The sequence below is a fragment of the Pseudoalteromonas sp. SG44-1 genome, from assembly GCF_014164315.1.
Lineage (GTDB): Bacteria > Pseudomonadota > Gammaproteobacteria > Enterobacterales > Alteromonadaceae > Pseudoalteromonas > Pseudoalteromonas rhizosphaerae.
The window spans coordinates 20,074-35,589 of record NZ_JACJEW010000014.1 but is presented as its reverse complement, the minus strand read 5'-3'; the positions used below and the strand labels follow the sequence as shown (position 1 = coordinate 35,589).

The window sequence follows — 15,516 nt, the reverse complement described above, 5'->3', positions numbered from 1 at the left end:
CTCAATCAAATTTAGATTATTTGATTGAGCTTAACAAAAATGAACACAGTGATAACTCAGTAAAACCAAAAGCTAGTAAGCCAAGTGCAAGCATTAAATTTAAGAAGGAATACAAAACATGCGATTCATCAAAGGTTGTGGTTTTGAAACAAAAATTAAAAAAGATACACGCGCCAATAAACGTATTAAGAATGTTTGCACCGCCATTAATGTAACTAACCCATTAGTTAGCCTTACTGGTGAAACGCTTGTTTATGAAAACTCTAATTACTTTAATTCATTAAATGACAGTTACTATTTAAGCCAAGCCTCTGACTTTATTGAAAAATATTCTGGTATTATTATTAATGCTATTGATTTTAATCTGATTCACCCAAATCAACTTCCCAATCTACGTCCGACAACGATTGATGAAGCAAAAGAATCAATTAATCTTGTTCGTAACTTACTTGCTAACGTACCCGTTAAGCTTATTGAGCAGCTTATGCCGCATGTACACACTGCTAAAAAAGACTTGATTGCTGGTGGTGTGCCAAGTGAGCTAATTGAGGAATTTGACGCTCAATTTAGCCCTGATTTTGACTTTACTTACAACAATTCTGAACTTGTATTTGAGACACCTAATATTGAAGGGTGTTTGATTGTTAACATTGATAGTTTTCGCTCTAACTCTAAAGCCGCCAGTGCCTTAGTGTCATTATTATGCAAGGGTAACTTATTCGATCAAGGTCATAATGCATCTTATTACAACCACATGGAAAGTTGTGATCCAATCACGGACACCAAAATAATCGCACAAGTTAATAAGCTGCTATCGAGCAAGTTAGATTTAGACGAATTACAAGACCAAACTGCGTGGGTTAAGTTAGCGTTACCTTTGCTGGCACGTATTCAAAAAGAATATGATATTGAAATATCTGAGTTGCTTTTAATGAACTTTAATGACTTGGATGCAGAGCGATTGATGGCGTGTGATGAAGGTTATGTAGATGAACTTGCTAACAGCCGTATAAACATAGACTGTGAATTGGAGTCTCTGGTGACTTTTTACCATCAAATGCTTACTAGAATCGCCAGTTTTAGCTATTTAGCATCAAGGTTTCAAGACCCTGATATGTTTTCAAAGCTTAACAACAAAAAGGCAAGTTCTGCTAAAATACTCAAAGCAATTTATGATGTTGCCAGTAAAGCAACTGACAATGGTTACTTAGAAATAGCTAATGAAGATCATATTGGACTTAGAACCTTCGTTTTAACTGATTACATGACTAGCGATAATGAAGCTGCCTACAGTGTGATTGGCGATGTTTACAATCATGCTTATGAAGTAGACGAGCTAACATTAAGCTATAAAATATCACTGACAGACAGCAATATAACTACCGTAAAAAACACGTTGATTAATTCGTATTGTATGAACTTTTTATCTTTCCTTAGTGAGCGCGCAAAGCAATTTAATTTTTAGTTTGGGTATTCCCGTTCGGTAGCCTGAATTTTCAAATATTTTATTATGAACCTATATTAAATATAGGAGCGAATAGAATGTTTGCACAAAATAGTTCTGATGATTATATAAAGCAAATCACCAATATCGAAGAAATTGGTGGCATGAAAGGCCATTGTGCCATAGTTGTAAATCAGTATGAGTCATCTACCTATATTACTTACCATGACATTGATGCGAATAACAAAATAAAAGATGGTAAATTCATCGACATTCCTCAAGCAGTAAAAGCACTCGCCAGCTTGAAAGACGAGCCTATAGAAAGCGAATGTAACTGGATAGATACAGACATTTTGTATTCAAGTGACAATCAATTAATCTGGTATGTACCCGCTCAAAAAAGAGCGCTTTGGTTTGTAGCTAGTGAAAATAAATTTTCACTGAAAGTTCACACGCCATCTTTTGTTTTTTCCCTAAATCGTAATGCCCGAACGTTAAGAGTGTTTAGCTGTAAATCAAAATCTCGCCCAACCTTCGAAACGAAACTCTATAACGCACCATTGATGAATGTAAGTCTCGATGGCTCACTCTGCTTAGGCTCTGCGACATTGCCTGATAACGTTCAATCAGATAGCAAGCAAATACGTAATGCGTGTGAATCAGCGTTATTTGATACCAATTTTAGCCACATAAATAACCCTAAAACCTTTAAGAGTAAAAAGGATGTAACAACAGCGGGACATGTTGCTTTGTGGAAGAAGTTTGAAAAAGAAAATCGCGAACCTAAAGCGAGTGAACTTGTATTGTCTACCGTGTCTTTTAAAACATTAACTCAAGGAGTATAAAATGTATAAATCACCGCAATGGCTAACGGATAATGAATTTCAAAACAAAAAAACTAAAGTTGTAATTATTGGTGCTGGTGGTACTGGTTCTGAGTTAATAAGCCAAATTTTCAAAATTAATTACACATTAATGGAATTAGGTAGTGCTGGCCTAGACGTAACGTTAATTGACGATGATGTAGTTAGTCCCACTAATCTAGGGAGGCAATCGTTCTACCATTTTGATCTCGGTTTATCAAAAGCAAAGACACTCATTGAACGCTTTAATACGTTTGGTAACTTAAAGTGGAAGTACGTAGTTAAACGAATAAATCCCGAAAATATAGGCAAGTATATTCCCAATAACTGTGTAGTTTTTACATGTGTCGATAATCCAATTGCGCGTGTCACCGTGGGTGAGCATTTAGAAAAGCGGCTAAACAGCGAAGTTTTATGGATTGATGGTGGGAACAGCAGGGCAGATGGGCAAGTAGTGCTTGGTACGTATGAACAGAGAGAAGACCTACCATACAGTCGCTTGCCTTCTGTTTTTGACTTATATGCAGAACAGCTTAAAACACAGGAGTATATTGCGACCGAAAGTTGTTCGCATGTTGAAGCAATGAGATCACAAACGCTCGGTATTAATAATGCAATAGCATTGCAAATGACGCAGCTATTTTGGCAGTTAGTCCGTGAAGGTGAAATTAGGGCGCATGGCGCTTTAGTTGATTTAAAATCTTTTACTGTGAATGCCTTGCCAATCGCCCCAGAAATCTGGACAATGTTTGGCTTCACTGATAAGCGCACTTAATTTGGTGATGAAGGGAGCACACAATGAAATGAAAAGTTATAGTTTTATTTTCATCTGTAAACAAAGTGGCAAAGATATTCGTAAAACAATTAATACTCAAGGGGAATGTGTTGGTTATGCTCTGGAACTGGCGGCAAAAGAGGCGGTTTCAAAGTTTGGTACGCAAGAGATTTATTTAGAATCATTTTTACTCAGTAATTTCTAAATCCATTTCTGTAGGTGTTCTGCATCTTAATTTAGCCCATTCCCAATCAGTAGCGCGATTATCTTATTCTGGCAAACTTAACTCATATTCAATCTAGTTAGGTTTGTCATTATGAAAATAGATACTTACCAAGAGCGCCGTGCTCGTATTAAAACCATTCCAGACTTACACAATGAAGTCGCTGACGCAAAGCGTACAAGCATGAAAGTTCGATTACATGCTAAGAGTCGCATACCGCTAGAACATCGTCACAGTACCGCCCTGTTGAAAATGTACCCTGAACTAAGCGCGCTTTATACAAAAGCTAAAGCGGTTGAGCAGAAACTTCAAATTAATTTTCTACGCATTAAAGCTAACTTACGTGAAGGCGACATAAGCGACCCTATACCTAAAAATGCAATTTGCCACATTAGACGTAAAGCGCGTAGCTATTTTCATGTTTTAGGTAAGCTTCCTAGTGCAGTCACTTTTGAGGGTTGTGAATACAAAAGCAATTCGTTCATGGCTTTTGTAAGCGATATTTCAACCACCAGCTATCAATAGAGGGTTACCCAATGCTTGCCATTAAAACACCAAAAGAAATGAAAATATCACTCCTGCAATTGGCTAATATCTTACTGCATAGAGACTTTATGAAGTTGATCTTGAATAATAACCATCGCTTTGAGCAATTCCCTTTCGTGAGTGAGCTGGTGGAACGCGAGTCATTAAATGCGCTGGCAGAATTAAAGGTAGTGGCCAAAAGCGTAAGTGAACGCAATGAATTTAGAAAGGCGGTATCGTTAAGTGATAAAGATTACATTATCAGTATAATCACTCAAGCATCGGCAGCTATCAATACACTCGCTGACTCAATGTGTCCAGACCCAGTAACAAAGCAATTATCTTCTTTTTCAGTACGCAAAGATGAAACATTTTTAGAGAAAGCGACTCAGTTCTTTGGTACTGACTTTGGGTTAAGTGTGAGTTCTTCAATCAGTATTTGCACAAGTGGGTATGAGGCAAGAGATAACTACAATGTACCTTCACTCTATTACTTTATAGGCTCTTATTTAAAGCTTAGGCATACAACTAGCTATATAACACATAGCGCCATTGCGGAAGGTTTAATAAATCATGTATTACTTCGAGGGCGTGATGACATGCTTAATGGCCATCCTGCAGATCTCTTTGCTCATGATGTTTCAAATATAACGACCGCTAAATTAAATGGCCTACAGGGTATTTATTTGCATGATGATGCGCTTATAACTAAAGCTTCTATCGAGGGCACAGCAAAGCCAGAAGGCAACTACTCAACCTATTATGATTTCTCTGAGCTAAGTCAAACTCGTTTTGAGTTGGTGGGATAAATTTACAGAGGGTGTTTTGACCCTCTCTATTTTTTTCACTTTCACTCAATAAAGGTAAAACTACGTTTAATTATTTTGTACTTCGAGAGAGAAACGAATGAGTATTTTAAATTACATATATAGATTTGTAAGGTTTTTTATTGCTGCAACCTGCTTTACGATCATCTTAACAGCGTCAATTATGTTTATTTGGTTATCTATCCTCCCCCCAGTTCATATTGAAACAGATGCTAATGTCGCTATCAACGAAACTCAGTATGTTTTTGCTGTATTTAAAGAGAGCGTTAAATATGCATTATTGCTTATTAGCCTTTATTTCATAGCAGAACGCTGTCTATTGAATGCAGAAATGAAATCAGCCTCATTCCAGAATTATAAAAAGGCCAGAGGGTAAATCTAGCTTAGTAGCCAGAAATGTAAATGATGCTTTAATAACCAAATACACCAACAAACTTTATAGAGATTTTTATTATGTTCAATCAAACGCTAGTTCTAGGTAACTTATTCCAAGACCCGATTCTTCGTTATACAACGCAAGGTACAGCTATCGTTAATATTCGTATCGGTACAAATACATATTACAAAAGCGATGGTGAGAATAAGAAAAAAACTGAAAGCCATGATGTTTTTTTTACAGGTTCAGTGGCAGAAAATATAAATACATACCTAAAAAAAGGGAGTTTGGTGTTTGTACTCGGTGAGCAAAGCACTTCTATTGAGAATAATTCAGTGAAAGGTAAAATTTATCATAAAAATATTAAAGGCCACACTATCAAGTTTTTAGATGGTAAAAAGAAAGATCATGCTTACACCGATAACAATGCAAACGAACTTGACGATCAACACCAAGATAATAAACCTGCACCCACTACTCATAACCAATCTCAACAGAAAAGCGCGGGAGTTCAGCAACAAGAACCACACAAGAGCGCCCCAAGACCTAGCAATCAATATCAGGCAATGCATGGGGAAGGTTTTGCACCTAACTCAGAATTTGAGTAAAACCATCAAAGAGTGCCACTGAGGACTCTTTTTTCTAATACCTACCGGCGACCCGAATTTAGTCCTGTATCGTTCTCTTATAAGTTTCCCCCCCCCTAATAAGATGCTGGCGAACAAGGATTATTTATAAATAGAATAATTATCCTTGTTCTTGTGTTGAAATACTCATTTTTCACATTGAATTAAAAGGAATGTTGTGTAAAATGAAAATCTGCTCTAGGGTTTGAGCAGAAAAAACTTTTAGTTTTGGTGTCGCGCCAGTTTTGAATTGGTTACTCTCCACTGGTGCGCCATTTCCCCATCTATTCCATATCAAATATCAAACATTTAAATTTACACACCCCTTTTTAGGTATCTCTATTTTTTAACTTCCTAGATTAAAAACGTTTTAATACGCTTATACATCTCATAAGCGGAGTAAATAATGTTAAAGAAGTTAATCTACACGAGCCTACTGGCTGCAATCTCATTTAGCGCACTGAGTATTGAGCAAAACGAAATCACTGACTTACAGCAAAAAGCCAGTGTGGGTGATACTTCAGCCCAACTTTTGCTTGGCCAGTTAATGCTAACAAAGCAAGTGAGTGTCGCGGGTGATTTAACCGAAAAAGGGTCTGAATTAATACTACGCGCAGCTAGATCAGGTAACCCAAAAGCACAATTCATGGTGGGCGTGTTGTATGAAAAAGGTGTTTTCGGTCAGGTAGACTTAGAAAAAGCCTATATCGCTTACCAAGATGCAGCTAATAATGGGTATGTAAAGTCGTTAGTCAACATGGCCTATATTAAAGAGCAGCAAAATGACTTGATTGAAGCGCGAAATTTGTATTCTCAAGCAGGTGAAAAAGGGGATGCACTTGGCTACCTAAATCTATACATTTTAGAAAAGCGTGAAGGGAAAACAAAACAAGCTGAAAAAGCGCTTATCGCAGCCGCTCAAGCGGGAAATGATTCCGCGCAATACATCTACGCCTCAGAATTATTAAAACTTGATACAGAACAACCGTTGAATGATGCCTCTCCTGCTATTTTGTGGCTTAAAGTCGCTGCCAAACATGGTAATAAAGACGCAATGACTGATTTAGTATCACTCTATGACAGAGGAACATTCATCAGTGCAGATTACCCTTTCATAGAAGCAATTCTGAATAAGTTGCATTCAGAGGGCGACAATAACGCATCGTTCACCCTGGCTAAGTTTTACATTAATCATTACAAGTCGTACAGCAAGGCGTGGCCACTACTAACACAGGCAATTTCAAATGATGTCGATGGAGCATTACCTTACAAAAACTTAATACTTGATTCAAAAAAAGTAATAACGACCGAAAAAGATATTTATGTCGCGTCAATCGTGCAGGATAACGCAATTCCCCCAGTCCTAGTTATGGGTGGCGCACGTTTTAATGTCGTAGATGAACTTCATAACGGCAGTGTGTTTGTTGTTGAAGATGAGCTAGGTGTTTATGGCTTTGCAGAGCAATCTTTATTAAATGCTGCGCAAGTCAATGAAGATATTCGACCAATGGCCACTCCTGCCCCTGTTGCCATTGAAACTGACTTGATTGATATAAAGTCACAGAGCGAAACAGAAACTAGTAAAAATGATGTTTTAGAGTTACAGAATGACATTGAAATTGATGAAGAGGTTAAAGTTCAGCCAATGGATCGAAATATTCAAAAGGTCGTTGCAGTTATTAATCGACCTGTTAACTTTAGAGATAATGCACACCCACAAAGCAATGTTATCGGTAGCTTAGATGCTGGTGATGAGGTTGCTTTAATAGGTTTGGATGATTGGGGTTGGGCCCAGGTGGTGCATGATGGCACTGCTGGTTTTGTTATGTCACGAGCCCTTGATTATGACGACTAAATATAAGTGCACGCTATTATACACTTTCAGCCAGTATCGTTGTTTTACAATTGATGAAGCGAATCCCACTTTCACTTCCTGATTATTAAATTAAAATTATTTTGCAACAACGAGTTACCAGTAAGTATTACAAGAGAATTAGAATGGAAAAAGTACAGAGTAAAGTTGAGAGCTTAATAGCTCAACCAATCAAAGAATCGTTCCAAAGTAATAGAAGCGCTAATATAGGTTTTGCATGTTCTAATGGTGTTCAGGTACAAATAGCTAGACCTACTTCATGTGAGTGCTGTGGCGAACCAGTTAATGTTTTTAATGTCCGTGATGCACACCATCCAGTTGATAATAAAAGCTCTATCTTTCACCGGGTAATATATTGTTCTAGGACAGATGCTTATCATCAAGATATATACATCGTTTTTAGTTATCTATTGGGTGCTAAGCTGCACTACTTAAATAAAAACAATGAATTAAGTTTACCATTAATGTCTTTTTCACTGCCGATAGGCAAAGCAATTACCTTTAATGCTTTAAGAGGCCTAAACGCGCTGAAGCGTAAGTTAGAGTTTAATAGCTAACATCTACCATTAAATGTAATCAAATGCGCTGTTCAGCGCATTTTTTTTGCCTATCTCGATACTTTGCTTTCATTGACTAATATCAGTACATTAATGTGTATGTTCTTGCCTGGTATTCTTTTCCGGCAGTTTCAAAACCAAGATTACGCTCTATTCTAATTTATAACTCAATAAGCTTGTCAACATAGATCCGTGAACCAAATAGTATTTCGGCTATAGGTAACCGAATACTTATCAGAAACCCTTTCAGTAACTGTTTTCCAATCAGTAGCTCAAATATCGAATATTGATACTATTATTTCATCAACTCACGACAGGCATTTAAGACAATGGAATCACTTTTCAACAAACGTTTACTTGAGGCACAAAAGCAACTTGGTTTAACTAAAGGATCTAGCCAAGAATTAATCAAATCAATTAAAGCAAAGTCTGAACGCTTTACTAAACCAACAGTTCACTAGGGGAGCTCTATGATTATTTTCGTCGTAATTTTAATGGGTGTGTTTTTCTTGATTACTACTAGCTCATCAATGTTTTCTGATACCGCTACTGATGAGCAAATGCGTGAGGTTGGTGTGCTGTTACCCAATCAAAATAAGAGTGTTAATTCTGACGATGACGATTTTTTGTTAGAGTTTGATGGCACTTTACCTCCAGATTATTATTCAGATCCAAATAATCTAGTAGTGATGTCTATAAATGATAGTGAAGAATTTTAATAGTTAAATTAGATGCTGGGCTTAAAAACCAGCTCTAATAAATTTATTTAAGTATGTGTGTTAAAAAATAGCCCAATTAATTGTTCTAAAAATAATAGCACTCAACTTTAGTATCATTAAGAAATAATTAAACTCGTATTTATGGGTTGGTTTCGTCTGAAATTAGGTGTTTTTTGATAGATCATTGATGGCTGGGTAGCCGTGTGTTTTCATCTAGTGAATTATTGGTGACTTTCTTTAAGTAGTGTTATTAACAGCTCGTAGTAAGGGGGGGAGGCTTTCTCAATATAGGGATGTTCTTGCTTTATGTTTTCCTCTAATTCATAAATTTTAAACGCAGGCACATTAAATTGTACAACTAACCGGTTAAACACCTGCTGTGGATTTGCCCCTGGTTTTTGTTCGCTCCCAACTTCCTTTTGTTTCTTTTTAATTAGCGACGTTACCTTTTCTTTCATCTCGCGTATATCGTCAGGAACATTGAATTCATTTTTAAGACGAGCCTTAAATGTTTTTAAGCTATGGCTGTCGTGTTCTTGTATGGCCGCATTACTTTGCGCGCGTAAATGCTCCATTCTATTTGATTTATTTACATCAAATCCATTTTTAATATCGTGCTTATTTTGTGAGTGTATAAGCTTTTTAACGGTTTTTTTATTGATACCAAGGGATGCGAATAACTCAGGGGTGATGAAGATACGCATACTTTGATAGCGCTTTAGTTTAACGCTGTAATTCTGTTGTAGCATGACCAATCCTGCAGCAGCTAAATCCTTTAATGCATTAATTACAGGGTTGTAGTTTTCACGGCCATGGCGGTATTTGGCTGTTGGCTCTGATATGTGAAGTTGATTAACCATTTTGGCCAAAGCTTTAATGGACATTTTAATTTCAAATAGTGAATCTGAATAGGGTTTGTATGAGGCGCAGTAAACTAACGCCTTCATCGTTTCGCGAAGGGTTTGCTCTCTTTCTATTCGCATACGGTTAGTTCGCGCCGCGAGTACGAGGTTACTGAAACCAAGATTTACAATGCCACCAGCGTATCGCGCTTTGTTTAAGAACGTATTTAGTTTGAAATCATGCATTTCAATGCGAGCAACAAGCAGCTTCGCAATTGGATTTTTAGCTTTAAAATCGAAATGCGGAGTCAAATGCCTATGCACAGAGCGACCCGTTATTGCAGTGTCGCTCATGGGATGACACTACGATCAGATAGAGTAATTTTCATAAAAAAACACTTATAACTTAAATTTTAGCCAAAAAAGACCTTGACCTTATTTTTATGTAGTTATAAGCTTGTCACAAGTTACGTGGGACTTACCAGTTGCCGCTGGTTGCTTACAACATTACATAAATATAAAACCTTTCTAGAACCGACTTTTATGTCGGTTTTGTTTTTCTATTGCTTAGCAATGTTATTTTTTTGTTGTTTCTTCGTTGTGCTTAGCCTTATCTATATGTTAATTATTCAATTATTTATCGAAATTCTGGCAAAGGATACTTCGCTTAAATAGTTAGATCAAGATAATTCACAAATGATGATCATTTTTTTATGCTCATTTGTACCCTTTTCTAATCAGTAGCCTAAAATATCGAAATACGTATTATGTCTCTCAAGGGTTAGGCCGAGTATCCAACACTACTCTCCGTTGGGTATTTGGCCTTTTTAAATCTACCTTTGTAGTGCTTCTAACTCCTTTATCATTTTGTCCGCTTCCTTCTTTGCTTGTTCAATTATTTCATCCCGAAACTTAACTATATTTACACCTTTATCTTTAGCCATTGCGTTTATATCGCTTACGCGCAGATCTTTAAATTGCTTGTCTGTAGGCGCAGTTATTGTTTGGTTACTATCAATAATTAATACTCCCTCATCCTCCATCATTTTTATTAATAGCGCGAAAGCCTCCATTGACTCCGCTTGTGTGTTTCCATCACGCATAAACTTATCAATTAATCGCTTACCATTTAAGGCGATCACTTGAGATTGTTTTTTGCTTACTTGTTGCTGCAGCTGAGCTATTTGTTTTGTCTGTTGGTAAGTTTTAACGCTTACCAATAATAAAATAGCAATGCTGGAGGCTAAAATTAGTTTTGCTAAATAACCGGCCATTATTTTAGGTCCTTAATATCGTCTTGGTTCAATTGTAAGGTCATTCCCTTCTGAACTAAGAAATCTACTTCAATACCTGCTGGAATCTCTATAACAGGCCACATAGCCTCAGCAATTGCTAAGTAATATGAAGCTACACGCTCCATTGCGCTACTTGCACCTTCCATTATGCCTGCTCCAGCGTACTGGTTTAGGTTTTGGCTTTGCCATACTGTTGATGCAGAAAGCTCAGTATTAATCGAAGGTACTTGCTGCGGGGCAGCTGCACTTGCAAAACCTGACAAAAAGCCTGCTTTGATAGAGTTACCTATCGCTTTACCACTACGCTCGATTACCGTGCCACGTATACCGGTTAAACCATCTGAACTAGACACAGCATAAGCCGTTAATGATTTTTCAATGGCTTGGCCATCATTGGTAATACATGAAATTGCTTCTGCACGGATTTCAACACGTTCGCTTGCTAGGTTACCAATACCTGCACCAAGGACCATACACTCACGTATATCGAGTGAGAAAAAGTTAGGCATAATCGCCTCGCGTTTTACACGAAGTAAAATAGGGATTGGTGTATCTTGTGAACCTACTTTGGTTGGCGCCGCAACACCATTAATTAACGTGCCCGATAATATTGAGCCCATTGCTAATGTAAATTCACCTTTATCACCTTTTGCTGACGGGTTTCTTTCGTCATTACTTTTAGCAATTTGTCCTTCACGACTATCGTCTACATTTTGACTGTCATTCGTCAAACGCTGAACTTTAATATCACTTATAGTTACTTCACCAGAGCGCTGCACTTCACGTATACTGCGTTGAGTAATTGTTCTAATAACGTTGCCTTTAATTTGCGGTGATTGCGTTATTATCTCAGTTTGCGGTCTATATAGTACATTTTGGTTTTGCTGATCTGCTTTGTAACTGACTGGCTCACCTTGTACTTGAAACTGTTTGCTAGGCAGCTTAGTGCTTATATCAATTGGTTTTGTGTTCGTAGCGTTCTTCCTTTTTAGCTCAAACATCTCATTTTGCATTTGCTGCATTGAAAGTTTCAATTGCTCAAGGTTTTCTGCGTCTTTGTTGTACTTAGCCTCCATCTCGCGCTCTTTATCGGCTAAACGTACTTTCATTTCATCTACAATACCTTCTGCTTCGCGTTGATCCATTGTGCCTAGTGTGTCGGATAGGCCCAGAATTGATGTAACGGATTGACTCTCTACTTGCTGTTCACTCATCGTGTCATCTGTAAACAGTGATCCACCAACAAACCAAAGAATAACAAGAAATATGACTCCAAGAATGCCCTTGCGCAACCATGGATTGTCTTCAATATAGGTTTTTATCTTTTCCTGCATCATTCACCTGCCCCCATTGTTAAGCGTGGTCTAGTCTGACCATATGAGTCCGCATTTGCCTTTTTCAGTTTACGAATAATATAAATCTCTGTTTCTTCACCAGGTTGTAAATAAGACTTTGGATATAGCGCAACCGATGTAACACCATCATTTAGACACATTTCTTCACGTACTTGGTAAACACGATCACTATCATTGTGTACGAGAACTACATCAATAAAGTCTTGGCTTCCACTTAATCGCTGGCCCGCTTCATGATATATAGCTATACGGCACGGATGTTTAAGGTAATTTGGTATATCGTTTGTTATTGAGTATCCAGCAGGTGTCTTACCTTGCGCTATCGGTTTTAATATTGAAACAATACTCTTTTGATAACTTGATGAACGCAGTACCGGTGCGTTTTGCGCTTCAAGAGTCGCTTTATCAATTTTTTTCTGTTTTTCCATTTCGTTAAAATGATTCAGCGCTTTTAACGTCATTTCAGCTGGCATATCTATATCAATATCTACCATGGCTGGTGGTGAAGCCATTGGTACTAATACGATAGAAATTTCAGATTCAATAACACCGTCTTCAGATAGTAATAAACTAATTGGTTGCATTGTTCTTAACGTCACATACAAGTGGCCATCTTCAACCTCAAGTAAAGCTTGCTCTGCGTTGGCACTCGTTTTAACAGATAAACTTCTAAAGTTGGTGCGTATGGCATTACTAAACCCCTGTCCGACTGGAATAACTATGTTTCTTCCCGGCTTTAGATTGTACGATTGTTCTGGTTTAAAACTTTGTTTCACCTTTTGTAAGAAATCAGGTTCATTACTACTTTTACTTACAGGAGCGTTCGACGTTGCTCTATTAGTTTCACTAGGTACAAAGCTATTAGTTGCAGCGCGCAATTCAGCGGCACCGTTGTAAGCTGGTTGACCCGCCGGTGTTGCATTCATTGGTTTTCTACCAAAGTTTGTTTGTATTGGTATGTCTAACCCTTCGTCTTGCGCATAGACTGCCGGCATTAAGCTCAGTGATAAACAGATAGATGCTGTTATTTTATTTATTAGTTTCATTTTCTTTCCTTAATCGTCACTTATGACTTTTTTAAGCTCAGCAGTTAACATAGGGTTTTCTTCAACCAGATATTCAACATCACGGTTCTTTGGCAGACCTTTGTATGAGTTAAAATGCGTAATAGCTGCACGTTCAGAGAAAGGTTTAATTCTGAACTCATACGTCCATCTTTGAGGTAAGTTGATATTATTGGCCGTTGCTTTTAGTTTGATAGTCCTGTCACCCCAGATCCAAACTAAGTCCTTTACTGGGTCGTAAATCGCGTCTTTAATAACAAATGTTTGCTCTGCATCCCGTGCTATTAAAATTTGGACCTCTTTTTTTAGTGATGGCAATATTTGCTGCCGTAAGTAAGGTGAAAGCATGCTATCCAGTTGATTCAATACAAAATCAGCATTGTCCTTCGATAAGTTCCCTGCTATCGACGCTGCCGCAACTGCCCATCGTAATTTATATTCTTTATTGGCCACATTACCTGCAACGACTAAAGGTTGTGTGAAATTAGGTGGCGTGGCGATTACTTCAGTGTCTTTAAAAGCCAATGCGCAAGCTAATACCCCTGCAATGGCAAGTAGACCGTACTGAATAATTGTGTTTTTAGTTTGATTTTTTTTAATCTCGCTAACGGATTTTAAAATTTTGCTTTCACTTCTTTTCATCTAAAGAGTTCCTATTGAAAATATTCACGACTATATGGGTCAGGTATATATTTACTTTTTTTCAAAAAAGGCAAAGCGCCATGCCACCATAGGAAATGAAGAATAAACCCTCGTGAGTAACGCTCTTCTGTGTATTTCAATGTGAAAAACCAAATTAAACCAAAAGTAAGCAATTCCATTGGTTTGTTGATTAATATGCCAAACCCAAAACACATGATCGGCATAAGTACGTAGTGCATTGGCCACAGTATGAGAGTTAGTGGCTCGTTAATGCGTTTTGGCATTCTGTATTGAAAAGGATTGTCTGACATTAGTTTGTCCTTCATTAAAATGTATTCGCTATTATTTACCGTATAAAGACGAATGCATAAAATTAGAGAGGGTGTATTTGATACCTCTAATTATTTAGACCAAAAAAAAAGGCTCAAAATGAGCCTTTTATTAAGGAGGGAAACTAAATTTTTTATTAAAGGCCTGGGATACCCGCAGTAAAGATTAAATCTAATACTGAACCAGCATTTACCATTAATACTGCACCAAGGAATGCACCAGCAGCCATAGTGTAGTTTTGTTGAGTAATGTTATAAACAGAGTAACCAAATGCTAAAAGTGAAATTGTTTTACCCGGAATACCTTTTACCCAACCATCAAACGTTGTATATATCGAGTTCCATTCAGTACCACTACCTGCAGCAAGTGCTAGTGATGAAAACACTACACATGCTATAGCTAGTGCTAATAGAAGGTATTTAGTTTTTTTAGATGTCTCAACGTTATTCATGTTGTCGATGTTTGCAATTGCTATACTCATGGTTATCTCCGATTAATGAGTGGTTTTAATTCAAAGTGATTATTCACTGTAATTGATTCATTTTAAAATTTTAGAGCGTACTAAAATGGCCCCTCTAAGCTATGCTAATTTTAAAGGAGCACATTAATGTGTTCCTAGTCCTTCTCAGCAAAATCATTATTACCTTTAATTTGGCTTATTTTAAATTTTACAGAGGGTTAAAATCGCACCTCTAAGGTATACATTTATAGAATTCCACCTATTAGGCGACTAATGCTGAAACCGTGAGCGCTAACTGACTTAGCATCTTTAGTCTCTGTCATCTCCATCAATTCATTTTCAACGTCTATTGTGCTACTTATCCCATCTATGAAACCTTTTGACTTTGCACCCTCAATCTTTCGCTAAATTGTAGCCAGAGCCGGCACCAGCATCAGTCATCTCACCCTCAAGCATTATTTGCGAAACATACTTAGGCTTATTTATTTCTAATGTCTCTGCCTTACAGTTGATTAATATGGGCGTTAAGAAGCCTCCAAATATAATGAATGTTTTAAAAACCTGTGAAAATGAATAAGCCTTCGCTACTGGTCCTAACTTAGATTCAACTGTAGATGTTAACTCTGATATGGCCTGTGTTAAATTTTCAGGTGGAACTCTAACTTCTCAACTTTTTTTCTTTTAAATTTTCTTAGTAAATTTGTAATCATTTTAACTTGT

At 37.3% G+C, this 15,516-nt stretch carries 19 protein-coding genes; 12 read left to right on the top strand and 7 right to left on the bottom strand.

What is annotated here, in order from left to right; translation table 11 throughout:
- The first annotated feature begins 118 nt into the window (after positions 1-118).
- From H5187_RS08740 to H5187_RS08690, 12 genes are all read left to right on the top strand, one after another.
- The gene (locus H5187_RS08740) at positions 119-1,465 is read left to right on the top strand and encodes a hypothetical protein (protein ID WP_182797742.1); all 1,347 of its coding nucleotides are present in this window, start codon (positions 119-121) and stop codon (positions 1,463-1,465) included.
- 77 nt (positions 1,466-1,542) lie between these two features.
- Positions 1,543-2,289, top strand: coding sequence for a PRTRC system protein B (locus H5187_RS08735; protein WP_182797741.1), 747 nt, complete (start codon positions 1,543-1,545; stop codon positions 2,287-2,289).
- 1 nt (position 2,290) lies between these two features.
- Positions 2,291-3,082 (top strand): PRTRC system ThiF family protein, encoded by a 792-nt coding sequence (locus H5187_RS08730; RefSeq protein ID WP_182797740.1) that lies wholly within the window; start codon positions 2,291-2,293, stop codon positions 3,080-3,082.
- A gap of 28 nt (positions 3,083-3,110) precedes the next feature.
- Positions 3,111-3,287 (top strand): hypothetical protein, encoded by a 177-nt coding sequence (locus tag H5187_RS08725; RefSeq protein WP_182797739.1) that lies wholly within the window; start codon positions 3,111-3,113, stop codon positions 3,285-3,287.
- A gap of 111 nt (positions 3,288-3,398) precedes the next feature.
- Positions 3,399-3,830 (top strand): hypothetical protein, encoded by a 432-nt coding sequence (locus H5187_RS08720; protein WP_182758850.1) that lies wholly within the window; start codon positions 3,399-3,401, stop codon positions 3,828-3,830.
- Between the two features lie 11 nt (positions 3,831-3,841).
- Positions 3,842-4,639, top strand: coding sequence for a hypothetical protein (locus H5187_RS08715; RefSeq protein WP_182797738.1), 798 nt, complete (start codon positions 3,842-3,844; stop codon positions 4,637-4,639).
- 97 nt (positions 4,640-4,736) lie between these two features.
- Entirely contained in the window at positions 4,737-5,033 is a 297-nt protein-coding gene (locus H5187_RS08710) for a hypothetical protein (protein ID WP_182797737.1), read from the top strand.
- Between the two features lie 77 nt (positions 5,034-5,110).
- Entirely contained in the window at positions 5,111-5,641 is a 531-nt protein-coding gene (locus H5187_RS08705) for a single-stranded DNA-binding protein (protein ID WP_182797736.1), read from the top strand.
- A gap of 424 nt (positions 5,642-6,065) precedes the next feature.
- The gene (locus H5187_RS08700) at positions 6,066-7,514 is read left to right on the top strand and encodes a hypothetical protein (RefSeq protein WP_182797735.1); all 1,449 of its coding nucleotides are present in this window, start codon (positions 6,066-6,068) and stop codon (positions 7,512-7,514) included.
- Between the two features lie 143 nt (positions 7,515-7,657).
- Entirely contained in the window at positions 7,658-8,089 is a 432-nt protein-coding gene (locus H5187_RS08695) for a hypothetical protein (RefSeq protein WP_024591242.1), read from the top strand.
- Positions 8,090-8,418: 329 nt separating this feature from the next.
- Complete coding sequence (locus tag H5187_RS24590; RefSeq protein ID WP_259398326.1) at positions 8,419-8,550, top strand: hypothetical protein; 132 nt, start codon at positions 8,419-8,421, stop codon at positions 8,548-8,550.
- Between the two features lie 9 nt (positions 8,551-8,559).
- Positions 8,560-8,808 (top strand): hypothetical protein, encoded by a 249-nt coding sequence (locus H5187_RS08690; RefSeq protein ID WP_182797734.1) that lies wholly within the window; start codon positions 8,560-8,562, stop codon positions 8,806-8,808.
- A gap of 221 nt (positions 8,809-9,029) precedes the next feature.
- On the opposite strand, the gene H5187_RS08685 is transcribed toward H5187_RS08690, so the two are convergent.
- The 7 genes from H5187_RS08685 to H5187_RS08655 all read right to left on the bottom strand — a co-directional run bounded on the left by H5187_RS08685 (position 9,030) and on the right by H5187_RS08655 (position 14,817).
- Complete coding sequence (locus tag H5187_RS08685) at positions 9,030-10,004, bottom strand: hypothetical protein (RefSeq protein WP_182797733.1); 975 nt, start codon at positions 10,002-10,004, stop codon at positions 9,030-9,032.
- A 479-nt stretch (positions 10,005-10,483) separates the two neighbouring features.
- Positions 10,484-10,924, bottom strand: coding sequence for a hypothetical protein (locus tag H5187_RS08680; protein ID WP_182797732.1), 441 nt, complete (start codon positions 10,922-10,924; stop codon positions 10,484-10,486).
- Positions 10,924-12,282 carry a TrbI/VirB10 family protein gene (locus H5187_RS08675; RefSeq protein ID WP_182758841.1) on the bottom strand — a complete coding sequence of 453 codons (1,359 nt, stop codon included), beginning with the start codon at positions 12,280-12,282 and terminating at the stop codon, positions 10,924-10,926. The genes H5187_RS08680 and H5187_RS08675 overlap by 1 nt, the downstream gene beginning before the upstream one ends.
- On the bottom strand, positions 12,279-13,346 hold the full coding sequence (locus tag H5187_RS08670) for a type-F conjugative transfer system secretin TraK (protein WP_182797731.1): 1,068 nt from the start codon (positions 13,344-13,346) through the stop codon (positions 12,279-12,281). The genes H5187_RS08675 and H5187_RS08670 overlap by 4 nt, the downstream gene beginning before the upstream one ends.
- Positions 13,347-13,355: 9 nt before the next feature.
- Positions 13,356-14,006: a TraE/TraK family type IV conjugative transfer system protein gene (locus tag H5187_RS08665; RefSeq protein ID WP_182758839.1), complete on the bottom strand. Its 651-nt coding sequence runs from the start codon at positions 14,004-14,006 to the stop codon at positions 13,356-13,358.
- A gap of 11 nt (positions 14,007-14,017) precedes the next feature.
- Complete coding sequence (gene traL / locus H5187_RS08660) at positions 14,018-14,317, bottom strand: type IV conjugative transfer system protein TraL (protein WP_024595919.1); 300 nt, start codon at positions 14,315-14,317, stop codon at positions 14,018-14,020.
- Between the two features lie 155 nt (positions 14,318-14,472).
- Positions 14,473-14,817, bottom strand: coding sequence for a hypothetical protein (locus tag H5187_RS08655; protein WP_024595920.1), 345 nt, complete (start codon positions 14,815-14,817; stop codon positions 14,473-14,475).
- Between the last annotated feature and the right edge of the window lie 699 nt (positions 14,818-15,516).